The 23,343-nt window shown below is 40.6% G+C and carries 17 protein-coding genes; 11 read left to right on the top strand and 6 right to left on the bottom strand.

Translation table 11 applies throughout. The features are described from left to right. Positions 1-30 precede the first annotated feature (30 nt). Both FLM54_RS12475 and FLM54_RS12470 read right to left on the bottom strand, forming a co-directional pair. Positions 31-414: a hypothetical protein gene (locus tag FLM54_RS12475; protein WP_010387586.1), complete on the bottom strand. Its 384-nt coding sequence runs from the start codon at positions 412-414 to the stop codon at positions 31-33. Continuing rightward, positions 411-779 carry a hypothetical protein gene (locus FLM54_RS12470; protein WP_178956527.1) on the bottom strand — a complete coding sequence of 123 codons (369 nt, stop codon included), beginning with the start codon at positions 777-779 and terminating at the stop codon, positions 411-413. The genes FLM54_RS12475 and FLM54_RS12470 overlap by 4 nt, the downstream gene beginning before the upstream one ends. A gap of 216 nt (positions 780-995) precedes the next feature. Between FLM54_RS12470 and FLM54_RS12465 the strand changes: the two genes are divergently transcribed. Continuing rightward, positions 996-1,415: a VOC family protein gene (locus tag FLM54_RS12465; RefSeq protein WP_138608683.1), complete on the top strand. Its 420-nt coding sequence runs from the start codon at positions 996-998 to the stop codon at positions 1,413-1,415. A gap of 52 nt (positions 1,416-1,467) precedes the next feature. On the opposite strand, the gene FLM54_RS12460 is transcribed toward FLM54_RS12465, so the two are convergent. After that, positions 1,468-3,033, bottom strand: coding sequence for a diguanylate cyclase (locus FLM54_RS12460; protein ID WP_256729570.1), 1,566 nt, complete (start codon positions 3,031-3,033; stop codon positions 1,468-1,470). A gap of 157 nt (positions 3,034-3,190) precedes the next feature. Next, positions 3,191-4,069 carry an AraC family transcriptional regulator gene (locus FLM54_RS12455; protein WP_178956525.1) on the bottom strand — a complete coding sequence of 293 codons (879 nt, stop codon included), beginning with the start codon at positions 4,067-4,069 and terminating at the stop codon, positions 3,191-3,193. A 185-nt stretch (positions 4,070-4,254) separates the two neighbouring features. On the opposite strand from FLM54_RS12455, the gene FLM54_RS12450 reads away from it, so the two are divergent. The 5 genes from FLM54_RS12450 (at position 4,255) to FLM54_RS12430 (ending at position 11,701) form a co-directional block, all read left to right on the top strand. Continuing rightward, complete coding sequence (locus FLM54_RS12450) at positions 4,255-5,400, top strand: iron-containing alcohol dehydrogenase (protein WP_010387594.1); 1,146 nt, start codon at positions 4,255-4,257, stop codon at positions 5,398-5,400. A 188-nt stretch (positions 5,401-5,588) separates the two neighbouring features. Next, positions 5,589-5,903: a hypothetical protein gene (locus FLM54_RS12445; protein WP_138608676.1), complete on the top strand. Its 315-nt coding sequence runs from the start codon at positions 5,589-5,591 to the stop codon at positions 5,901-5,903. Positions 5,904-6,075: 172 nt separating this feature from the next. Further along, entirely contained in the window at positions 6,076-7,329 is a 1,254-nt protein-coding gene (locus tag FLM54_RS12440) for a TolC family protein (RefSeq protein WP_178956524.1), read from the top strand. Further along, positions 7,326-8,555, top strand: a complete 1,230-nt coding sequence (locus FLM54_RS12435) for an efflux RND transporter periplasmic adaptor subunit (protein WP_178956523.1) — start codon at positions 7,326-7,328, stop codon at positions 8,553-8,555. The genes FLM54_RS12440 and FLM54_RS12435 overlap by 4 nt, the downstream gene beginning before the upstream one ends. Positions 8,556-8,563: 8 nt before the next feature. Then, the gene (locus FLM54_RS12430) at positions 8,564-11,701 is read left to right on the top strand and encodes an efflux RND transporter permease subunit (RefSeq protein WP_178956522.1); all 3,138 of its coding nucleotides are present in this window, start codon (positions 8,564-8,566) and stop codon (positions 11,699-11,701) included. A gap of 63 nt (positions 11,702-11,764) precedes the next feature. Here the strand turns inward: FLM54_RS12430 and FLM54_RS12425 are convergent, their stop codons facing one another. Next, positions 11,765-12,997 carry a TMEM143 family protein gene (locus FLM54_RS12425; RefSeq protein WP_178956521.1) on the bottom strand — a complete coding sequence of 411 codons (1,233 nt, stop codon included), beginning with the start codon at positions 12,995-12,997 and terminating at the stop codon, positions 11,765-11,767. 145 nt (positions 12,998-13,142) lie between these two features. Between FLM54_RS12425 and FLM54_RS12420 the strand changes: the two genes are divergently transcribed. From FLM54_RS12420 to FLM54_RS12410, 3 genes are all read left to right on the top strand, one after another. Then, a complete protein-coding gene (locus FLM54_RS12420) occupies positions 13,143-13,727 on the top strand; it encodes a YqaA family protein (protein ID WP_010387603.1) in 585 nt (194 codons plus the stop codon). Between the two features lie 64 nt (positions 13,728-13,791). Next, positions 13,792-14,691 carry a GGDEF domain-containing protein gene (locus FLM54_RS12415; protein WP_178956869.1) on the top strand — a complete coding sequence of 300 codons (900 nt, stop codon included), beginning with the start codon at positions 13,792-13,794 and terminating at the stop codon, positions 14,689-14,691. A gap of 76 nt (positions 14,692-14,767) precedes the next feature. Then, complete coding sequence (locus FLM54_RS12410) at positions 14,768-17,371, top strand: DUF2339 domain-containing protein (RefSeq protein WP_178956520.1); 2,604 nt, start codon at positions 14,768-14,770, stop codon at positions 17,369-17,371. Between the two features lie 42 nt (positions 17,372-17,413). On the opposite strand, the gene FLM54_RS12405 is transcribed toward FLM54_RS12410, so the two are convergent. Continuing rightward, positions 17,414-20,854 (bottom strand): PAS-domain containing protein, encoded by a 3,441-nt coding sequence (locus FLM54_RS12405; protein ID WP_178956519.1) that lies wholly within the window; start codon positions 20,852-20,854, stop codon positions 17,414-17,416. Positions 20,855-21,313: 459 nt separating this feature from the next. Between FLM54_RS12405 and FLM54_RS12400 the strand changes: the two genes are divergently transcribed. Next, the gene (locus FLM54_RS12400; protein WP_008464847.1) at positions 21,314-21,577 is read left to right on the top strand and encodes a DUF4212 domain-containing protein; all 264 of its coding nucleotides are present in this window, start codon (positions 21,314-21,316) and stop codon (positions 21,575-21,577) included. A gap of 10 nt (positions 21,578-21,587) precedes the next feature. Next, the gene (locus FLM54_RS12395; protein WP_178956518.1) at positions 21,588-23,312 is read left to right on the top strand and encodes a sodium:solute symporter family protein; all 1,725 of its coding nucleotides are present in this window, start codon (positions 21,588-21,590) and stop codon (positions 23,310-23,312) included. The last annotated feature ends 31 nt before the right edge of the window (positions 23,313-23,343 follow it).

Below are 23,343 nucleotides of genomic sequence, written 5' to 3'. Positions count from 1 at the left end.
ATTTTATTGAATTTTTATTCAAGAAAACGTTTAAATTTTAGTTTTTTTACTGCGTGGTGCGCCAAGTAAAATAAATACATGGCAAATACACACAGATAGAAATGCACTAATTCCCAAAGCGCCACCAAAACCATCAAGAATAGGCACTAGATAGGCAAAAAACAGTGAAAATATAATTGCTGAACTGGCAAGCGTATACACACCAAAACGGTGGGGAGCACTCATTCCAATAAATGTGCCGCCAAAAAAGACGATGCTATATAGCTCAGCGTTAAGGCTCAGCTGCGCAAAAATCAAATAGGCAATAATCGATAGAGCTGCAGAGGCTCGGATCCCATCAAAGCGATTATGTTTAGCCAAGTAAAAGGTTAAAAACGCCCCTAACAAAGCAAGCAGCGGATAAATAAGCGTCATATTATTAACTCCTTGGCTAAAACAAATAAGGCGACACTAGCAAATGCAATGCTACCTAATCGTCCACCAAACCCTGCAAATATGTTAATCGTGAGTGTGTACAAAACAGCCCCAATGGCAGAAATAGCCGCAATTTCCCAGTATTCAGTTATTAAACTAGTGGAGCACATACCGGCAAAACTGCCTGCATAAATAGCTGAATAGGGATGGTTTTTGTAATCGTCAGGGAATGGAATAAATGAACCGATAAGCCCCGTTAAACCGGCAGATACAACAATAGGCAATGCGAATGTGGTATGCATTACAAAACACGATAGGCAGCCGATAAAAAAGGTAATGAATTTTAAAAGTATGAATTTAGTCATGGCGCGCACATCATAATGTATCAGTTTTAGCTTTAATAGTTAAAAACTGTGATTTAAGACTAAAATCGATACACCATTGTTAAAAGATGAATTATTGTTGAAAATTATCGATATGCAATGAATGACTAAAAATAACAGTGTTGATGTTCTATAAATTGCAAATTATGTATAATGCGGCATATTTCATATATTAAAAGTTATAACCTAAGGTAATTTATGTCTAACTGTTTACATCTGGCTATCCCCGCTGGCGATCTTGAAAAAGCGAAAACGTTTTACTGTGACGTACTCGGCTGTAAAACCGGCAATAGTGAAGCAGGACGATGGGTAGACATTGATTTTTGGGGCAACGAGTTAACTCTGCATCAAAGCGTTGAGCGTTTACCTACGGTACGTCACGACGTTGATATGGGCGCAGTGGCTGTACCACACTTCGGTATTCATTTATCAGAAAGTGAGTTTCAAGGACTTAAGCAACGCATTGCTGATGCCGGCCTTGAATATTTAGATAAACCTTACCGTCGTTTTGTTGGTGATGAGTTTGAGCAAGAAACCTTTTTTATTGAAGATCCCAACGGTAACGTGCTTGAAATGAAAACCATGGTTAATCCTGAGGTACTGTTTAAAAAGGATTAAGCTAGCTATTATAGCTGAGCTAGTCTTACTGACTAGCTCATGTTTTTTGCCTTTAAATTGCGGTTCCTACCATTTTTTCAGCCTGCTTTGCCTTTCTTTGCAATTTCTGTTTATACATCGCTTCATCACCCGCTTTTAAAACTGTGTCTAAGTTATCAGGTGGCTGAGTATAGCTAGTTTGCCCAACACTGGCGTAAATGGAAATGGTATGGCCCTGATGCTCTATAGTTAACTGGTTTAATTGTTGTTCTAGGGTGTTAACTCGCTGGTTAATTTTTTCGTTGCTATTAAATAATGCCATGGCTACAAATTCATCGCCTCCTAAGCGGCCAACAGCATCTTCACTGCGCATGTGTTGACCAAGTGACTCTGCAACTTTGCACAGTACTTTGTCGCCTACATCATGGCCATAGGTATCATTAATTGCTTTAAAACGGTCTAGATCTATGTATAAAAAACACAAAACGCCTCCACGTTGCTTGTGCTCTGCCAATAAGTCGTTTGCTTTTAAGCTCCACCCACGACGATTGTATATATGGCACAAGTGATCAAAGTTAGCGTGTCGTTCAGCCTGTTTTTTTGCATAACTCAATCTTTGAATTCGTCTACCGACGGCAATAGCTAGTAATAAAGATTCAATTGTAAACGCAATAACAAACCCATAGCGTTGAATGAACGGACTATAATCGGTTAGTAGTACTCTAAAAGTCATACTAATAAACACACTTGCCAGTGCTATAAATACCAAGTTTGCTTCATTGACACCGTACTTTGTTTGTATCGCGCTGAGGATAAAAATAGTCATGACAATAAATAATGATAAATAGCCGGTTACTGCAGAGGTAATATTGGTTATGAGTGGCAGATCGAGCGCTATTTTTTGTAAGCACAAAGTCAGTACGCATAAGGCGGTAACTTTTAATGTATTGCTTAACTTTGGAAAGTATCTAGGTAGCTCTAATAGTGCACTCATAAACCATGTGGCACTGACTATAGTTAAACCAATACTTAACGTGTAAAGATGACTTACGTACACAGAGTAGTACTGCTGTGTAAATAAATAAGGCTGTCCTTCTTGAAAGAATATAAAACTAGCGATACAAAAAATATAAATGCCATACAGTTTAAAAAGAGGGTCTTTTATGCCGTGTCCTATAATTAATGCATAAAAAATAAGTGTGGCGCAAAGACCATAAAAAATGCCAAAAATAAGGTTATAGCGTTGTATTTTTTCGACAAACGGTTGTGTATCTGACCACTTAAAGCGTGGGGTATAAGCTGCTGAGGTAGTAACTGTAAGCTGTGCAGTAAAAACGCCTTGGTCCATTAAAATTGCCATCTGATTGGTTTTTAAAGGTGTTTTATATACTGAATTTTGCTGCCACGAAAAGTCTGTAAGTGCAGGGCGAGTAAAAGAAAATACCCCACCTTGCTTTAAGTTACAGCTTAATTCGAGATGATTAATACCGTTTTTAAGCTTAATATTTGAGACAACTTCTTTGGATAAAGACACCGATGTGTTTGTTGCTCTTTCATTGAGCTGGCAATGCTCTTGCGCATAAGTAACGCTACTAAACAGCATAGTACAAGCGCATATAAAAATGCTAAATCTAATCATCAGTGCGCTTAACATGCTCAAAAACCTCTTGTCTTTATCGTAAAATTCATTGCTACTAAAAGGATGAATACTCTAAACCATACTAACAAAGCAGGTAGGCTTTACTAGTAATTAAGTATTTAAATAATGACTTAGTGCAAAAATGGGTTACTTTTAATCACACATGTATTTCACTGGGGGTTTTATTGAAGTGTCGTTTAAACTCACGGCTAAATTGTGACGCACTAGTATAGCCTACTTTAAATGCGGCCTCGTTAGCTTTACTGCCAGAGGTGATTATTAATTCTTTTGCTTTTGCTAAGCGTACTTTTTTTAAATACTGCAAAGGGGATTCAAACGTAACTTGTTTAAACGCACGATGAAAAGATGACACACTCATATTAACTTCTTCAGCTAAGTGCTCTACGGTAATAGGGTTTGCGTAATCGCTGTGTAATGTTGATAAAGTACGCGCTATGCGCGCGTAATGGCCATCATGCATTGCAAGCCCAATTAAGGTATGCCCTTGAGGGCCACACAGCACCCTATATACTAATTCTTTAACTATATCGCCACCAAATACCTCAGCCTCAAGTGGATTGTTTAACACTGTTAACAGTCGATGAGTGACTTGCTCCATGGCCATATCTAAAGCGGCACTTTGGACGGCTCCGCTTTGTGTTAAAGGAGTTAAAATAGGATTATGTTGCATCATTTGGTTAACCAGTTTGTGCAGCATGGCTGGGTTTATATCAATTGCTATACCCATTACTGGTAAATCGTTATCAGTAAACGCTTCACATTCTAGTGGTACGGGCACTCCCAGTACTAAATAATCGCCTGCACCATACTGTATTTGATGCTCAGGAAAGTGAATAACTTTATGTCCTTGGCCAACAATAATAATACCTGAATTATAAATAAGAGGCTGACGCGCTGAGCTTTTGGTGGCGCGATGAAAGTACACCCCTGGAATAATTGTTTCCATGGTACCTTCAAAGCTGAGCAACTTATTATGCTCTGCGTATTGTTGTAACAAAGTGGCGATGGTCGTCATAAGGGCGGCTTAAATTAACGGTATTTGGCGTAAAATAACAACACTGATAGTTTTAGGCAAGCTTTTGGCAGTTATTAGGCTTTTTATATATGCGCTATGCCATTATTATGCATCTATCAACACTTTATTTATTTAAGAATTGATAAGGTGCTTAGTAATTAACCGTCCCCTTTAGGAGCAAAATAATGAAATTTAGCTACGTAAATCCCACTTTAATTCAATTTGGTCAGCAACAAATTGCCGCACTTACTGATTTGATCGCAAAAGATCAAAAAGTATTAGTTGTGTACGGTGGCGGTTCTATTAAAAAGAACGGCGTATACGATGAAGTTGCAGCAGCACTTGAAGGTTTTGATTGGGTAGAGTTTTCGGGCGTAGGTGCCAACCCAACAATTGAAGTGCTAGACCAAGCAGTAAAAATTTGTAAAGAACAAGATATCGATTTCGTTTTAGGTGTAGGCGGCGGCTCTGTAATTGACGGCGTTAAATACATTGCAGCATCTGCTGTATATGATGGCGAAGGTTGGGATATCCCTACAGGTAAGCATACAATTACCAGCGCATTACCTATTGGTGCGGTACTTACATTGCCTGCAACCGGTTCTGAGTCTAATCAAAATTCAGTAGTAAGCAAAGAAGCAACGAAGCAAAAACTACCGTTTGCATCTCCAGAAGTATTACCAAAATTTGCCATTATGGACCCTGATGTAATGAAAACATTACCGCAGCGCCAGCTTGTAAATGGTTTAGTAGATGCATGGGTACATACGTGTGAGCAGTACCTAACATTCCCAGAAGGTGCACTTGTTCAAGAAGGTTATGCAGAGGCACTGTTAAAAGCGCTTAAAACATTGGGTGATAACTTTGAAAACCAAGACGATGCATGGCGTGCAAACCTTATGTGGGCCGCAAACCAAGCACTTAACGGCTTAATTGGTTCTGGCGTATCACAAGATTGGGCAACCCACATGATTGGCCATGAGCTTACAGCTGCTTACGGCGTTGATCATGCCCGTTCACTGGCTATTGTTCAGCCTTCTTTACTGCGAAATCAATTTGCAGTTAAAAAAGCAAAACTAGAACAAATGGGCAAAAACGTATTTGGTCTTGCACAAACAGACGATTTAGCAGAGCAAACAATTCAAGCGATTGAAGCGTTTTACCATAGCCTTGACGTAGCAACTGAGCTTACTGAGCATGGTGATGACAAAGCGGCTGCCATTGATAATATTATTGGCAAGCTTGAAGCGCATGGCATGGTTGCCCTTGGAGAAAACCAAGCTATTACGTTAAAAGAAAGCCGTGAAATTTTAGAACAAGCGGTTGCTTAATAATGATTAATCTCGACCGTTAACATTTGCTAGCGGCTTTTTGCAGCAAAATAAGATTGAATGAAATAAAATTTTATTTTGCTGCATTACTTTTTTTGATGTTTTCAGGTACAGTATTGAAGAAAATAATATATAGATGAGTAATGAGCTTATCTAATCGTGTGTTTCAATAGGGAACTCGTTTAACTGTGCGTTCAAATCGTTTTTTAATTGTAATGTTACTTGTGCTTGTGCATAGCTTTATAAGCTGTGACGGCGCCGCGTACCATTTACAAGAAGACGTTGACCACGTAAATAGCTCATTATCGCAACTAGGTTCATCTGCTGATGATAGCGATAATGCCCCAACAACAGAAATACATGCCCACCAGCATTGCCACAGTGGCTATAGCCACAGCTCAAATCACTCAATAACTCCCGAGAAAAGTAAACCAACTTTAGCGACATGCTATCACGGCTTACATTATCCACCAGACGTACCGCCACCGAATTTATTTAGCTAGTTTTTAATTTAATTTCAATTGATTATTGTGCTTTTAGCTGCCTACGTGTAAGCGTTTAATGGGCTGTTATAGGCATTTTTAGATTGCTGAGCATTTTACACTGTCGCTATTTTTTGCGTAGGTTGTAAATGGTTTGCAAGTGAACTCTGTTGATTAAAAACGGACAAGCTATATGAATAAAAAACCAATTATGCTGGTGGTGATGCTGTGCACGCTGCCTGCTTTTAGTGCGTTTGCAAATGTTAAAACACTAACTCTAAAACAAGCGTTGATAAATACCGAGCAACAAAATCCGCTATTAAAACGCTACCCTTATCATCAAAAAATACTCAGCGCGCTTAAATCTCAAGCTGCACTTTCGCCTAACCCTATCTTAAATATAGAAGCTGAAAATCTGCTGGGGACAAACGATGCACGTGGTGTGCAAGGTGCTGAAATAACCTTGGCATTTAGCCAGCTTATAGAGCTTGGGAATAAACGCCAAAGCCGCATAAATTACGCTACGGCAAACATTAAAGCCCAAGCAATACAATATCAAAATACTCGTTTAGCCTTATTGGCAACCACTGGTGAGCGGTATTACGAGGCGCTTAAATTTCAAACTTTACTTTCTCTAAATAGCGAGCGGCATCAGGTTGTAAGCCAAGCACTTAAAGCAATAAAGCAGCGAGCTGATGCTGGCGCTGTATCGCAAGCAGATGTAACCCGCATGCGTTATGCGCTTAGCCAAGTTGAGCTTGATAAAGCTAAGCTAAATAGTGAATTTGAGCGAGCGCGTTTATCGCTCAATGAGCTATGGAGTGAGCAACATGATTACACGGATTTAGCGGGAAATATTAATACATTAATAACGCTTAAATCTGAGCAAGGGTTACTTGATGCGGTTAACCAAGCGCCTGATTTTGCAATGTTACAGCAGCAATACTTACAACAAGCGGCCAACTTAGCGCTGCAAAAAGCCAATGGGCAAAGCGATATTAATATAGGTGCAGGCGTGAGCTACAACCAGCAAAACAATACCAGTTCGTTGCTGTTTTCGTTTTCAATGCCATTGCAATTGAGTAACTCAAATAGCGGTAATATTGAAGCAGCTAACAGTCAGTTAGCATTGTTACGTGAGCAGCAAGGACAGTTACGGGTTCAATTACGTCAGCAAGTTCGTACTTTGTATGCCTATTACCAAGGTAAGATGTTACAGGCACAGTTGTTATCTGGGCAAGTTATTCCCCAAGCCCAAACACTCATTGAGCAAAGTTTAAAAAGCTATCAACGCGGACAAATTTCGGTGTTGCAATTGCTCGATGCTCAACAAGCCCTTTTTGACTCTAAACGCGCGTTGATTAATACATATGCAGCGTTATATCAGACCCATCTCGCACTTGAGCGTTTAACTGGCCAATCTTTAACTGAGACTTTTCAATCATGAACAACACTTTTATCGCATTATTAGTATTTCTCTCGTTTGTAGCTAGCTTAACAAGCACATATGTATTTGCCTCAGCAGAGCATGACCAAACAGAGCAAACCCAAAAACAAGGTCCACACGGCGGCTTTTTATTAACCAACGAAAAGCTCACTCTTGAGTTAAAGCTGCAAGAATTGGCAGGTAAAGTTGAGCTGCGCGTATATGGTTATGAGCAAAAACAGCCGGTAGATGTGAACGATTTAAGTATAGAAATAAACTTAAAACGCTTAGTAGAAACGCCGCAAAAAATACAGTTTACCCGTGAGAATGAGTACCTTGTTAGCACGCAACCTATAAATGAGCCACATTCGTTTGAGCTTTTAATTACTGCTAATTATAAAGGTGAACGCGTCAGCTTTGAGTACTCTCAGCACGAAGGCCAAACTGTGCTGAGCGAGCGAGCAATTAAAGGCGCGGGCATTAAAACGGAGATAGCACAAAGCGGCGAGGTTGATATTTCCGACACGCTGTTCGGTGTTATTACACCTACACAGCATGGCACAGTAGAAATTATGGCGCCATATACCGGATTGATCAGCGATATTTTTGTCAGTATTGGTCAAAACGTTCAAAAAGGCGATGTACTGGCCAGCGTCACCAATCGCGAAACTTTGCAAAACTACAGCATTAAAAGCCCTATTAGCGGTGTGGTAACCGAACAATATTTAAAGCGTGGCGAACTGGCAAGTACTCGTGCGCTAATGCAAGTCGTGAACCTTGATAAAGTATGGGTTGAGCTCTCAGCCTTTCCTGAAAATATTGAAAACCTAGCCATTGGTCAAAGCGCTGTCGTGTACGATTTACATCATCATTTAAATGCCCAAGGTAAGGTGTTTTTTATAGCACCTATGATGACTGGCGGGCATATTGCACGTGCTCGTATTGAGCTTAATAACCCTGATGGTCATTGGCGTCCAGGTATGCATGTTAATAGTGATGTCAGTATCGATAAGGTTAATGCTAACGTGCGTGTAAAGCCTGAGGCTATTCAGGAGTTTAACGGTATGGCGAGTGTGTTTGTGCGTAAAGATAGTGTGTTTGAAGTGCGCCCTGTTACTTTAGGCGCAAAAAGTAGCGAGTGGGTAGAAGTCATTGCGGGTTTAAGCCCAGGTAGCGAGTACGTCACAACCAATAGCTATGTGATCAAAGCCGATATTTTAAAAAGCGGCGCAAGTCACGCTCACTAGGAGGTACCATGATTAACTGGATTGTTTCTTTTGCGGTTAAACGCCGCATGATGGTACTGGCACTGACATTTTTATTTGCTGGGTTTGGTGTGTATAACATCCAAAACTTAGCGGTAGATGCTGTACCCGATATTACCAATGTACAAGTGCAAATTAACTCTAAAGCGCCTGGTTTTACGCCGCTTGAAGTTGAGCAGCGTATCACTTACTTAGTCGAAACAGCGATGGCGGGTATTCCTAAGCTTGATTATACCCGTTCGCTTTCTCGCTATGGGCTTTCTCAAGTAACCATTATTTTTGATGAAGGCACCGATATTTATTGGGCGCGTCAACAAATTGGAGAGCGTATTCAAAGTATTCGCGCCGATTTACCTAATAATGTTGAGCCAAACCTTGGACCTATTGCCAGTGGTTTAGGTGAAATATTTACCTATAGCGTGCATGCAAAACCCAATGCGTTAAAAAGTGATGGTATGCCTTACAGCGCCGAAGATTTACGTACTTTACAAGACTGGGTTATTCGTCCGCAGCTTTTAAAAGTAAAAGGCGTAACCGAAATAAACAGCCAAGGTGGCTTTGAGCGCCAGTACCAAGTTGCGCCCATACCAGAAAAGCTCATCGCTTATAAGCTAACAATCAACGATGTTATCAGTGCACTTGAGCTTAATAACAGCAATCGCGGAGCCGGTTATATAGAGCGCTTTGACGGCCAATATTTAGTGCGCTCCCCTGGGCAATTAAAAACATTAGCGGATATAGCAAACACCGTTATTGCTAAGCGTGATGATGCTCCTGTGCGAATTAAGGACGTGGCAAATGTATACTTAGGAAAAGAGCTCAGAACTGGCGCGGCTACCTATAATGGCGAGGAAACCGTATTAGGCACGGCGATGATGCTAATTGGTGAAAATAGCCGTGTGGTTGCCAAAGCCATGGCTGATAAGCTTATACAAGTACAAAAAAGTTTACCTGCAGGGGTTATTATTGAGCCTGTTTATGACCGCACCAATCTGGTTGATAAAACCATCGCCACAGTACAAAAAAACCTGTTTGAAGGTGCGGTATTGGTTATCGTCATTCTGTTGTTATTGCTTGGGAATATCACTGGTGCGCTTATTACCGCCATGGTTATTCCGCTGAGTATGCTATTTGCTATTACAGGCATGGTGGGCAATCGAGTCTCGGGTAACTTAATGAGCTTAGGTGCAATCGATTTTGGATTAATTGTTGATGGCGCGGTGATTGTGGTTGAAAACTGCCTTCGTCAATTAGGGATGGCTCAACATAAACATGGCCGCTTACTTACGCTCAGTGAGCGTTTAGAGGTTGTAACTTCAGCCACCAAAGAAGTGTTTAGCCCCGCAGTATTTGGTATTTTAATTATTATGTTGGTGTATTTACCGCTATTTGCGCTCAGTGGTGTTGAGGGCAAAATGTTTCAGCCTATGGCGTTTACCGTGGTTGCCGCGTTAATAGGTGCACTTATTTTTGCTGTCACCTTTGTGCCAGCGGCTATTGCCGTATTTGTGCGTGGTAAAGTAGATGAAAGCGAAAACGCAGTAATGCGTGGCGTTAAAAAAATCTACAAGCCACTGCTTAACTTATCGCTTAAATTACCGTGGCTGATGGTGAGTATTGCCACTGTTTTGGTATTAGTGCTTGGCTTTAAAGTTAAAAATATGGGCGCCGAATTCTTACCGCAGCTAGATGAAGGTGACATTGCAATGCATGCGTTGCGTATTACTGGCACCGGTATTGAACAATCGGTGCAAATGCAAAAGCAGTTGGAGCAGGCTTTATTAGAGCAGCCTGAAATTGCGAACGTATTTTCAAAGATTGGCACAGCAGATGTCGCCAGCGATCCTATGCCACCTAACGTTGCCGACACTTTTTTAATGTTAAAGCCGCGTGAGCAATGGCCTGATCCGTCACTAAGTAAAGACGCGTTAGTGCAGCAAATTCGTCATCGTGTGAATGAGGTACCGGGTAATAACTATGAATTTACCCAGCCTATAGAAATGCGCTTTAATGAGTTAATTGCCGGTGTGCGTGCCGATGTAGCGCTGCGTATTTACGGTGACGATTTAGCCATACTTAAACAGTTTGGCGAAAAAGCCACTGGTTTAATGCGAAATATTACCGGTGCTACTGATGTTCGTTTAGAGCAAATGGAGGGCTTGCCCACACTTTCTGTTACCCCAATGCGAGACCATATGGCGCTATTAGGATTAACCGTAAACGACATTCAACAAACCCTTGCCGCTGCTGTTGGTGGGGTGCAAACAGGGCTAATTTATGAGGGTGATAAGCGCTTTTCGTTATTAGTACGCTTAGATAAGCGTTGGTCTGATGATGTCTCTGCGCTTGCGCGTTTACCTATTGCGTTACCTAAAAGTAGTAACCCTGAGCTTGCATTTGTACCGCTTGGAGAAGTGGCTACAATCAGTATTGAAAAAGGCCCTAATCAAATAAATCGCGAAAGCGGCAAGCGCAATGTGGTAATAACAGCGAATGTAACAGGACGCGATTTAGCCAGCTTTGTAAGCGATGCCCAAGCGACTATGAACGCACAACTTAACCTACCCAGTGGTTATTGGCTTGAATACGGCGGTACGTTTGAGCAATTACAATCGGCGAGTAAGCGTTTGTCGTTGGTAGTGCCTGTGACTTTATTGCTTATTTTTGGCTTACTTTATAGTGCCTTTGGCTCGCTGCGTGATTCACTGATTATATTCAGTGGCGTACCACTGGCACTAACCGGTGGGGTATTAGCATTATTGCTACGAGATATGCCGCTTTCTATTTCAGCGGGTGTGGGATTTATTGCTCTAAGTGGGGTTGCGGTATTAAACGGTGTGGTGATGCTGTCGTTTATTAAGCAGTTACGAAATGAGGGATTAAGCTTATACCATGCAATACATAGCGGGGCATTACAGCGATTACGCCCAGTGCTAATGACCGCGCTTGTGGCTAGTTTAGGGTTTATTCCTATGGCGCTAAATACCGGTACCGGCGCTGAAATACAACGGCCTTTGGCAACCGTGGTGGTAGGTGGAATTATGTCATCCACTTTGCTCACGTTGTTAATTTTACCAGCACTTTATAAATTAGTGCATGCAAAATTTGAAAAGCAGCAAACAGCCTAAATTAGGTAATAACGTAAAAAGCAGCTGAAGTGTCAGCTGCTTTTTTGTTAAGTAAGGAGTTGCTTAGTTATATTGAAATAGGTTATCCCAGCGCTCATCTAATATGGCTTTTGCGTGCTCTAGATTTATCGCGTTATATAGGGTGTTTGTGCAAGTTACTAAATGCATGCGTTTAAGCTTTTCAAGCGCATCGCTAATTTCAAAATCTAGCTCGCATTTATACTTTGTTTTAAACCACGTCTCTATCTGCTCATCAAGCATTTGTGCGCTTAAGCCACTTTCTGATTTTAGTAAAAATGTATAGGCAAGCAGAGCTTCTTTTATGTCTTCTTCTTCGGCGGCGTCTATAAGGGTATGAAAAACACCGGCGTTGTTATCAAGGTTTTTAAAGTAAAGATTATCGCTCAGTGCTTTCATAAATTTAATTTTACGGTTTTTAAATTTACTCCACTCTTTAAACACAAAACTGCCAAATACTCCAATACCAATGGCTAACGTAATAAAGTGCTGCTGAGTCATGGTAACGGCTTTATCACTAAACCCTCCCCAAAATGTAAACAAAGCAAACAGTAAAAGTAATGAGGCGCCCAGTTTGGTAACTAATACTACCGCACCGCCAATAAGTGCCGATGAGCCAATAATCACTTTATCAATAGGGCGCATGCGTACTTCGCTATTAGGAAATAGCATTTCTAAGTCAGCTTTTGGCACATTTTGAAATAGTTTTACTATGGTTGAGCTGGGCTCAAACCCCATAGGTAGTTTATTTTTTGATTCAAAATAGGATTTGTCTTTAAAACGGATAAATACTGCTACGCGATCGTAGTTGGTAAAATGCAGTGGCTTTTTACGTAACCCCCAAAAACTGGTTATGGTTTCGGTGAGTTGCGACTCGCCACGGCGATAAAAAACCACTTCTTCAAAATCCTCAAACTCTACCTCAAGGCGCACTTTAAATAGTGATTCTTCGTTTAGTGCATCTTGTAGGTCTTGATGGGTGATCACTTCAAAATTAGCCGCGTTTAGAACTTTGGCAAAATCTTTAGCAAAATCACGTTGGCACTGCGCTTTTTGTTCATCAGTCACGCTGTTTATCAAACGAGTATCGCTATTTGGATCAAAAGGCGCGTAATTATTTTTTAATGACTCAAGTGTGCCATGGTAATGAAAGTGAATTAAGCTGGCTAAAAGTTCACAAAGCTGCTTAAAAGAAGTTTGTTGGTCTTTATTAAGCTCTTTGGCGCACATTGTAATGATGTCGTGTTTTCTAAAGGGAATGTAGCGGGCAGTTTGCATATTGTGAAAATTTTAAAAGTATAATGGTATATAAAGATAATAAAGCAGTCTTATAATGATTACTATGTTGACTGTATTTCTTCAGGTAGCATTAACCTTATTATGAGATGATTTAGTCACTTACCTAATTGCTAACAGGACGTTTATGGCTATACAAAAAAAGCTCAAGCAAAAAACACGTCAGTTTATTGAGTCTAAAAATATGCTGGGTGGGATTACTATTGCCTCATTTTTAGAATCCACCATAGTTCCCATTCCACTCGAGGCAGTGCTGGTACCACTTATGCAAGCACGACGGGAAAAGCTTTGGCAAATTGCCCTAATGGCAACACTAGGCTGTATTGTAGGTGCGTTATTTGGCTATGCTTTAGGCTATTACTTATTTGATATCATTGGCGATTGGGTTATCAACACATTCTCAAGCCCTGAGCAGTTTGAAAACGTAAAACAAAAAATGCAGGCACAAGGATTTTGGTTTGTGTTAAGCCTAGGTATCGTGCCTATTCCGTTTCAAATTGCGATGCTGGCCGCTGGCGCAACTAAGTATTCGCTGGCGCTGTTTTTATTAGCAAGCGCTATTGCTCGCTCTATACGTTATTTCGGCTTGGCAATCGTGGTGTATTATGCGGGCAATCAAGCTGAGCGTATTATCAGCAAGCACAAAACTAAGACCATGATTGGGTTAACTATTTTAGTTGCGATTGGCTGGGGTGTTAGCACATTAATTTAAATTAATCAGTTTTAGTTTATGGTATAGTTTTTAGCAACAATAATAAGTTTAAATACAGCCTATGATGAATCCGGAAAAAGTGAGCCTTAAGCTCAGCCGCTTTGTAAAAATTACCAGATTAAACAAACTGTTAATTTTAGCTATGCTGGCATTTATTATTGGCTTTTCAATTTTTTCGTTAATGCGCTTTCCTTTATTGGATTTCAAGCAAAATCTTTACGGCTTTACCACTGACTTTATTAACTTAGTGGTTATTTTTACAATTTTCTTTATGGTGCAATGTTCACAATTAGCTAAAAAAGCCTACGTGTATGTCAGTATCGGTTTAATGTTATGGATTGTAGCATCTACTGCCGATGTGCTTGATGAAGTAATACATCAGCCTCTTTGGATAAGCAATTACGTAGAGGATTTATGTCGCACATTGGGTATGTTAATTACTGTTTATGGTTTATTTAAAACCATGCACTTTATGCAGCGAATGCACACTCGGTTAGCGCAAGAATTTATCATAGATGATTTAACTAAAGTGTATAACCGACGCTGTTTTTATCAGCATGTGAAGGAGGTTGTTAATAATCCTTACACTGTTTTAATCATAGATCTTGATCATTTCAAACGTATTAATGACGATTTTGGCCATGATGTGGGCGATCAGGTGCTTAAACAGTTCGCAGATAAAGTGAATCATCTTTTTAAAAATGAAAATATTTTTGCTCGCATAGGCGGTGAGGAGTTCGCCGCTTACTTACCTAGTTATGAGCTTGATGAAGTGCTTAACTTTGCGCAGACTATTCTAGAAACTGCTCGTACTATTACAGTACAAAATCAGCGTTCTTTAACGGTTAGTATCGGTATTGCGCACCGTAGTAGCGATCAGAGCTTTGAAAATGTAATGAAACGTGCAGATCAGGCATTATACCGAGCTAAAAAAGCAGGCCGTGATCGCCTTGAGGTTGCTTAAACATAGTAATTTTATAAAATAGATTTCGCTTGTGCTATTTTTGGGGACTTCTGTTGCGAGGTAAAAAAGGGACTGTATGGATGAGTTAATCGGATTAGCAATTATTGTATCTATTGCGATTGTTGCAGGGGCTATTTGTGGATTAGTGGCCTTAGTGCAATTGAACACCCTTAAACAAGAGGTTGCAGTATTAAAACTAAAACTATTACAGTTTGAGTCAAATCAAAATGTAGCAAAAAATGAAAAATCCTCCGCTGACCCTCAAGTAGATAACGCAATACCTCTAAACCGCTCAGATATTCCTGCTGCTGTTAATAAACCAGTAAGCATTAAACCTCCACCACCTCGTAAAACGATAACTAAAAAACCATCGAGTATTGAACTGCTTTTTAAACAATTACGTGCAGGCTTCGAGAAAAATTGGATGACCTGGATTGGTGCTATTGCTTTGGCTTTAGGTGGCGTGTTTTTAGCAAAATACAGTTTAGAGGCTGGGCTACTTTCACCTGCAATGAGGCTCAGTGCCGGTGGATTATTTGGCATTGGCTTAATCGCAGCAGCGTATTATTTACATTATAAACGCATCGTTTTTGAAGGCTTTAATAATTACATTCCTGCAGCCCTTGCCAGTGGCGGCTTTATGACTTGTTTTGCCTTAATGTTTTTAGCTTATAACAGCTTTAGCATGCTAAGTGCTGAGTGGGCATTTATTGGCTTAGCAGTTATTGCTGTGTGTGCTAGTGTAATGGCAATAAAGTTAGGCCCTTTACTTGCTGTAATAGGCATTATAGGCGCTTACAGTGTTCCTATTTGGGTAAATACGGGCAGTGGGCAGTTATTTTCTTTGCTTATTTATGTTGCCCTTGTGAGTGTTGCCGCAGCAGTTGTGGCACATAAAGTAAAGCGTATTTGGCTGTGGTATTTACTATGGGTAGGGCATATTGGCTGGTACTTGGTTGGACTCACTCTATTTAACTACGACACAGTGTGGTTAATAGGCGCTTTTGCGTTGTTAAGTATTTTAGGATTAATCGCTATTGCACGCTTAGGCTTGGGCTTTAACACCCTTGAAGTACGCCCGCACAGCTTTAAACGGTTAGTTAATTTATTTCCAGACCACGGTTTGTTACTGGCCTTTATTGCTCCTTTAATGATTGCCATGCTGTTGAGTGTGTTTAATTTACAATGGCAAATCGTGGCGTTATTAAGCATCGCTTTGTTACTATTTTTAGTGCTAAAAAATAGCCGTTGGGATGCATGGCAGGCTGTCTCTTTATTAATTGCACTGTTATTAGTGGTCAGTGCTAAACAAACTTATGCCTTTAATGACGCGTTATTCATTTTTAAAAACGAATACGGGCTAGGCTTATTACTTGCTCTGGGGCTAAGTGGCTATGGACTCTATTTTGGTAATAAATACCCAAAACGATTAGCTTTTCATTTGCTTGCTTCATTAAGCATGTTTGCATTAGTTGGCACTTTGTATGCGATGATCCCAAACACGGCTTTAGCAACCGCTTACCCTCTTTGGGCGGTATTGCTATGTTTAATGAGTGCCGTGTTAATTAAATTTACGCAAAATAATACAACCTTATGGCAGCGCTTTAGTTATTGGGTGGGGGCAAACGCCAATATTACCTTAGCAATTACGATGTTACTGAGTGATAGTGGCCTTACCATTGCTCTGGCTGTTCAAGTATTACTGCTGAGCTTACTGATAAAAAAATACAATGTGGCTATGCCACACTGGCCAATAAAAGCCCTTGTGGCGGCATTACTTTTACGCCTTACCTTATCGCCGTGGACGCCTAGTTATGATGAGCTAAGCATATTTGGTTTGCATTGGAGTTTAGTTGTTTACCCGCTGTGTATTGGGTTATTTTTTGCAGCGGCTAAATGTTTTAATACTTCAAAACTAAAAATATGGCTTGAAGGAGCAGCACTGCATTGTTTAGCGTTATTTGTGACAACCGAAACCAGTTATCAACTGGTAGGGCACTACCCTCAGCTGTTTTCTTTAAGTTTTTATGAGCAAGTTTTGCTCAGTTGTAACTTGCTTGCTTTAGGCTGCGTTTATTTATATCGCGCGCAAAGTGCAGGGCAGCTGGGCAAGCTATATCGCACTGCAGGTTTTATTTTATCAGCGTTAGCTGGCTTGTTGTTAATCAATACAACGTTGGATGATAATCCGTTATTAATGCGTCTTTATGTTGGTGAAACACCAATATTTAACTGGATACTTTTAATTTGGTTGGTCCCGAGCCTGCTGGCGTTATGGTTAGCGAGTTTAGTTAAACCGTTAAATGCTAAATTGAGTCAAATTACACTCGGTGTGTCTGGTTTATTAGCCCTGTTAGCTATCAACAGCTTGATCCGTCAATATTGGCAAGGTGGCTTCATTTATCTTGATAAAGCAACCAGTGACGCCGAGCTATATAGCTATTCGGTTATTTGGTTATTACTCGGCGCGCTGGTAGTGATAGCCGGGCATTTAAAGCAGCAACGGTTACTGCAAAATGTTGGTTTAGGTATTCTTGGCGCTGTAATTGTTAAGGTGTTTTTAATAGATATGGCAAATTTAACGGGACTTCTAAAAGCATTGTCCTTCATTGGTTTAGGGTTGTCGCTGGTAGGGCTTAGTTGGTTATTCCAAAAACTCAGAGAGCGCATTCATAGTTAAGTTCAAGCCCAGTACTTACTGGGCTTAAGCTCTTATTAATCGTTAAGTGCTGTGGTTCAGCAGTGCTTTAAGCTTACCAGGTTTTACTGGTTTACTCAGATAATGAATATTTTCGGCTTTGGTGATTTGTTTTAGCTCAGTGTCTCGCACTGCGGTAATTAATATAGCCGGAATATCGCTTTGCCAAATCTCGCGTAGCGCTTTAATTAAAGTAATGCCATCCCAATCATTACCTAACTGATAGTCCATTAAAATAACATCAGGTGCGCCCTGTTCTTTTGCATAAGTTAACACCGCGTCCACTTTATCGAATAGGGTGTAATTTGCCTGCCAGCGCTTTAATAGGCTAGCCATGGCTGCAAGGTTTTCAGGGTCGTCGTCAACGGCAATAATATTTATCGCGGCGCGGTTGTCGACTATATTTTGACTGGATTGTTTTTGCTGTACTAATTGCGCATCACCATAAGGCACTTCAATGCTAAATCGGCTGCCTTTATTAGGTAATGAAACCACATCAATCGGCAGGCTCAATAAATCAGCCATACGTTTAACCACCCCTAAACCTAAGCCAACGCCTTTATTGTCGCTAGCTTCAATTCGGTAAAAGTCGTTAAATATTTTTGCTTGTTCAATGTCGCTAATACCAGGGCCGGTATCCCATACTTCAATCCGTAAACTGTGCTTTCTGTTTCTACAGGCAATTAATACACGGCCATTTTCCGTGTATTTAATCGCATTTGACAGTAAGTTTTGTAGTATTCGGCGCAAGTAAGTAATGTCGCTGTGTACTATTTGTTTATTTGAACGTACTTTAAATGAGAGTCCTTTATCGCTCGATAAAATCGCATATTCGCTTTTAAGGGGATCTAAAATATCATCAATGTAAAAGTGACGAGGATTTGGGGTCATTGCCCCTTGCTCTAGCTTGGCAATTTCTAATAAAGCCGACATTAAATGCACGGTGGAATCGAGGCTATCACCTAGCTTATTAAAGTTATTTTTATTGGTGCTATCTAATTGAGTTTCATCAATGGCGGCGAGATATAATCGTGCCGCATTGAGCGGTTGTAATATATCATGGCTGGCCAGTGCTAAAAAGCGAGTTTTACTATCATTCGCTTGCTCAGCTTCACGTTTAGCTAAAGTAAGTGCTTGCTCTGTTTGTACGCGACTATCGATTTGTGCTTGCAGGCTACTATTAATGGTTTGCACTTCTTGGGTGCGCGCTTCAATGCGGTTTTCTAAGTCCATATTAATTTCTTCGAGCGCATTTTGCGTACTAATATGATTAGTAATATCAGAAAAACTCGTTACAAACCCCCCATCAGGTAGTGGGTTGCCTATCATTTCGTAAACCTGGCCATTTCGACGATGACGAATAAAGTGATGTGAGCTGCCATTTTTTAAATGCTGAACCCGCTTATCAACATGGCGATCAATTTCACCGGGGCCGCATTCACCGCGCTCTGCGTTATACCGTATTATTTCTTCAATGGGCTGGCCAACTTGTAAAAAACCCTCAGGGTAGTTAAACATTTCGCTGTAGCGCTTATTCCAAGCAACGAGGTTGAGATCTTTATCTACCACAGAGAGTCCGTGGCTTAAGTTTTCGAGTGAGGTAAATAGTAAGTTTTGATTAAACTGCAGTGCTTGTGTGGTTTCATCAAAAAAGTTTACCACTTCTTCAAACGCCATTCGTTTGCCAGATGATACTGTATGAATAAGTGCTTGCGCAGAGGAAGCACCTAATACTCCAGTTAGTGCGCGTTCGCAGTAGGCAATAAAGTCAGCGCGAGGGTGTGCATTGTTGTCGTTTAAATCATGATGGAGTGCGTAATGCGATAAAATTTGTTGGCTACGCTGAATGCCTAAGAAGGTCTGCAGTAAAATTTTAAAGTCATATACGGTGGCTTTTACGTTTTTATTTAAGCGACGAGATAAAATGGCCTGATCTTTAGGATTAACAAATGCCGCAGCTTGAATTTTATCGATTAAGCGCTCTTCAGCTCCCAAGGAAAAGCTAATGTAACAGCCAATATTAGCAAACAACGCGATTAAGGTGCCTCTAGTTATAAGCGTTTGTTGCAGCTCACTGTCTAGTGGGTTAGGGGCTTCTAAAATAGGCAACATTAAAAATAGCACCCAACAAATGACCCCTGCGAGTAGCCCAGCATAAACACCATAAGCATGACCTTTTCGCCAATATAAACCACCCACAATAGCAGGCAATAATTGCGACACCAATGAGAAAGCCACTAACCCCATACTGGCTAGCGCACTGCCACTACCAAACCATTGCTGATAGAAGTAGGCTAAAATAAGTACCCCAGCAATGGTAAAACGCCGTACTAATAAAATGCGGGATTTGTAGCTGGTGGTGATTAAATTACGTTTAAATTTACGGCGCAACATTAAGGGGAGCACCACGTCGTTGGAGATCATGGTGCTTAGTGTAAGTGTTGCAACAACAATCATGGCTGTGGCAGCAGAAAGCCCACCTATAAACACAAAGGTGGTTAAAAAAGCGTTATCGTGCAGCATAGGCAGTGCCAGTACAAAGCTGTCAGGTGATAAACTGCGACCAATTTCTGGATGAATAGCAGCGGTGGCAATAGGTAAAATCATTGCTGCGGTTAATAACAAGTACAATGGAAAAGCCCAGCGAGCAGTAAATAAATGGCGCTTATCTTGGTTATCAACCACGGTGACATGAAATTGCCGTGGCAAACAAATTATAGCAGCTGCCGCCATTAGTGACTGACCTATAAAGTTAAAGCTAAAAAAGTCAAACTGCGCCCAATGCAGCCAAATTGACTCGGCAACTTGGCTAGAACCCTCTGTGGGTAAATTAAATAAGCTATATATTGCAAGCCCTGCTACAGCAGCCAGAGCAAACAGCTTTATTAGCGACTCAAACGCCACAGCAAGCATTAAGCCTGAGCGGTACTCGGTTACATCAACTTTGCGCGTGCCAAAAAATATAGCAAATAGTGCCATCATTAAAGTGGCTGATAACGCCAAAATATCCCCAGATATTTGATTACTATTTTGCAAAAGTAAAAAACTAGAACTAAGCGCTTTTAATTGTAATGCAATGTAAGGAATAGTGGCTAATAAGGCAATAATGGTCACCATAATAGCGGTGGTTTGGCGTTTGCCGTAACGCGCTGAAATAAAGTCGGCAATAGTGGTGATATTTTGTTTTTTACTCACCAATACCAGTTTACGTAAAAAGCCTTGGCCGAAAAAAAACAGTAAGGCGGGTCCTAATAAAATAGGCAAAAAGCTCCAACTACTAGTAGCAGCGGTGCCTACCGAGCCATAGTAAGTCCACGAAGTACAATAAATTCCCAATGCAAATGAATACACAAATGGGTGATGACTAATACGCTTGGCAAGTGGGGTGGTCTTATCACCCCAATTTGCCAGCCAAAACAGCACGCCTATGTAGCCAAAGGCAACAATGAGTAGTACAGCTGTCATGTTTATTTAACCTCGTAGAGTGTTTTTATAATTTGTCATAACTATACCCAAACTATTTCAAGATGCGAGCGCCAGTTGGAGTTTGAAGTAGTTTGCTTATTAACAATACCTAGCTGCAAATAAAGTAGGGGGTATACATTTTGTTTATGTTATCTATAAATAAAATAAAACTATGATATTTAAGGGTTAATTTGTTTTTGTCTATTTAGTTAGACTAATGTCTTATTCCCACGGTTTGTTTTAATTTGGCTAAAAGTTTGAGCAATAAAAATCTATTAAGCTACTGAAATTTAACTGGTTCATGAGTTGTTTATTAATTGATCATGCGCAGTTTACGGAAACGTTAATATGTTGTTACGACTATTGTCGCAATTCAATATTTGAATTGCATTGCTAAATTGGTTAACGAATATAAAAAACCACCCATCACAATCGTGATGTTTAAAGGGGAAAATAAAAATGGCTTTTAAAAATGAAGAACAAGCAAAAGCTTATTGGGCAGAAAACATTTCATTACTGTTTAAATTATTAGCAGTATGGTTTGTGGTCTCTTTTGGCTTTGGCATATTACTGGTTGATGTACTTAATGAAGTACGTTTTTTTGGGTTTAAACTTGGCTTCTGGTTCGCCCAGCAAGGCGCGATTTATACCTTTGTGGCTTTGATTTTTGTGTACGTTTTCAAAATGAATACGTTAGATAAAAAATATGGCGTAGACGAATAGGAGCTAGTCAATGGATGTTCAAATACTCACATTTATAATTGTCGGTTTAAGCTTTGCGCTTTATATCGGTATTGCAATTTGGGCTCGAGCTGGGTCCACAAATGAATTCTACGTTGCTGGTGGTGGTGTACCTCCACTAGCCAATGGTATGGCAACTGCTGCGGATTGGATGAGTGCTGCGTCATTCATTTCAATGGCGGGTATTATCTCGTTTGCGGGTTACGACGGAAGTGTTTACTTAATGGGGTGGACCGGTGGTTATGTACTACTGGCTATGTGTTTAGCGCCTTACTTACGTAAATTCGGCAAGTTTACCGTGCCAGACTTTATCGGTGACCGTTACTACTCACGTACTGCGCGTTTAGTGGCTATTTTATGTGCCATCTTTATTTGTTTTACTTACATTGCGGGTCAAATGCGTGGTGTTGGTGTAGTGTTCTCTCGCTTCTTAGAAGTTGAAATTGAAACCGGTGTTTATATCGGTATGATCATTGTTTTCTTCTATGCCGTACTTGGTGGCATGAAAGGTATTACTTACACGCAAGTTGCGCAGTATTGTGTACTGGTATTTGCTTATTTAGTACCGGCTATTTTTATCTCTATGATGGCAACAGGTCACTTTTTTCCACAAACAGGCTTTGGTGCCACGCTAAGTGATGGCTCAGGTATGTATGTACTTGATAAGCTCGATGGTTTAAGTACCGAGCTTGGATTTGGCCAATACACTGAAGGCTCAAAGAGCATGATTGATGTATTTGCAATTACAGGTGCTCTTATGGTGGGTACTGCTGGTTTACCACACGTAATTGTTCGCTTTTTCACTGTACCTCGCGTTAAAGACACACGTATTTCAGCAGCATGGACACTGGTGTTTATTGCTATTGTTTACACAACAGCACCTGCAGTAGCTTCGTTTGCCCGTGTAAACATGATTGATACAATTAATGGTAAAGACGGAAGTGGTACAGCGTATGCAGAGGCACCAGCTTGGATCAAAAACTGGGAACGCACAGGCCTAATCACCTTTAATGATAAAAATGGTGACGGCAAAATGTTCTACACATCAGGTAAAATCACTGATCCTAATAGCGCAAACGAAGTAAATGTTGACCGCGATATTATGGTACTAGCGAATCCTGAAATAGCCGACTTACCAGCCTGGGTTATTGCACTCGTTGCAGCAGGTGGTATTGCCGCGGCACTATCTACTACAGCGGGCTTACTATTGGTTATTTCAACCTCAGTATCGCACGATTTACTTAAACGGACACTTAAACCGGATATAACCGACAAGCAAGAATTACTTGCAGCGAGGTTGGCAGCGATGATTGCTATTGTAATATCCGCTTACTTTGGGATTAACCCGCCAGGATTTGTGGCCTCGGTTGTTGCCTTTGCCTTCGGCTTAGCAGCGGCGAGCTTCTTCCCTGCAATTATTATGGGTATTTTCTCTAAATCAATGAATAAACATGGTGCAATTGCAGGCATGGTAACGGGTATCACCTTTACTGCTGCATACATCATTTACTTCAAGTTTGTGAGTCCAGAGCTTAATAGCCCAGAAAATTGGTTCTTAGGTATTTCACCTGAAGGGATTGGTTTAGTAGGCATGATCATTAACTTTGCAGTAGCTGCAGGTGTTATGAAAATGACTCAACCGACACCAGTTGAAATTCAAGAAATGGTTGAAGGTATTCGTAATCCTAAAGGGTCTAGTGATGCGCATGCTCACTAATCCATATATCTAATGATATAACGCATCAAAG

Source organism: Pseudoalteromonas sp. Scap25 (assembly GCF_013394125.1).
Taxonomy (GTDB): Bacteria; Pseudomonadota; Gammaproteobacteria; order Enterobacterales; family Alteromonadaceae; genus Pseudoalteromonas.
The sequence above is the reverse complement of the archived record's forward strand: the minus strand, read 5'-3'. Positions and strand labels throughout refer to the sequence as shown.

What these genes read in the sequence shown, in the direction of transcription:
- FLM54_RS12400 (WP_008464847.1), top strand. Translation starts at nt 21,314, where the DNA reads ATGGCTTTTAAAAATGAAGAACAAGCAAAAGCTTATTGGGCAGAAAAC.
- FLM54_RS12415 (WP_178956869.1), top strand. Translation starts at nt 13,792, where the DNA reads ATGAATCCGGAAAAAGTGAGCCTTAAGCTCAGCCGCTTTGTAAAAATT.
- FLM54_RS12460 (WP_256729570.1), bottom strand. Translation starts at nt 3,033, where the DNA reads ATGATTAGATTTAGCATTTTTATATGCGCTTGTACTATGCTGTTTAGT.
- FLM54_RS12435 (WP_178956523.1), top strand. Translation starts at nt 7,326, where the DNA reads ATGAACAACACTTTTATCGCATTATTAGTATTTCTCTCGTTTGTAGCT.
- FLM54_RS12450 (WP_010387594.1), top strand. Translation starts at nt 4,255, where the DNA reads ATGAAATTTAGCTACGTAAATCCCACTTTAATTCAATTTGGTCAGCAA.
- FLM54_RS12440 (WP_178956524.1), top strand. Translation starts at nt 6,076, where the DNA reads ATGAATAAAAAACCAATTATGCTGGTGGTGATGCTGTGCACGCTGCCT.
- FLM54_RS12420 (WP_010387603.1), top strand. Translation starts at nt 13,143, where the DNA reads ATGGCTATACAAAAAAAGCTCAAGCAAAAAACACGTCAGTTTATTGAG.
- FLM54_RS12465 (WP_138608683.1), top strand. Translation starts at nt 996, where the DNA reads ATGTCTAACTGTTTACATCTGGCTATCCCCGCTGGCGATCTTGAAAAA.
- FLM54_RS12410 (WP_178956520.1), top strand. Translation starts at nt 14,768, where the DNA reads ATGGATGAGTTAATCGGATTAGCAATTATTGTATCTATTGCGATTGTT.
- FLM54_RS12470 (WP_178956527.1), bottom strand. Translation starts at nt 779, where the DNA reads ATGACTAAATTCATACTTTTAAAATTCATTACCTTTTTTATCGGCTGC.
- FLM54_RS12430 (WP_178956522.1), top strand. Translation starts at nt 8,564, where the DNA reads ATGATTAACTGGATTGTTTCTTTTGCGGTTAAACGCCGCATGATGGTA.
- FLM54_RS12475 (WP_010387586.1), bottom strand. Translation starts at nt 414, where the DNA reads ATGACGCTTATTTATCCGCTGCTTGCTTTGTTAGGGGCGTTTTTAACC.
- FLM54_RS12395 (WP_178956518.1), top strand. Translation starts at nt 21,588, where the DNA reads ATGGATGTTCAAATACTCACATTTATAATTGTCGGTTTAAGCTTTGCG.
- FLM54_RS12405 (WP_178956519.1), bottom strand. Translation starts at nt 20,854, where the DNA reads ATGACAGCTGTACTACTCATTGTTGCCTTTGGCTACATAGGCGTGCTG.
- FLM54_RS12455 (WP_178956525.1), bottom strand. Translation starts at nt 4,069, where the DNA reads ATGACGACCATCGCCACTTTGTTACAACAATACGCAGAGCATAATAAG.
- FLM54_RS12425 (WP_178956521.1), bottom strand. Translation starts at nt 12,997, where the DNA reads ATGCAAACTGCCCGCTACATTCCCTTTAGAAAACACGACATCATTACA.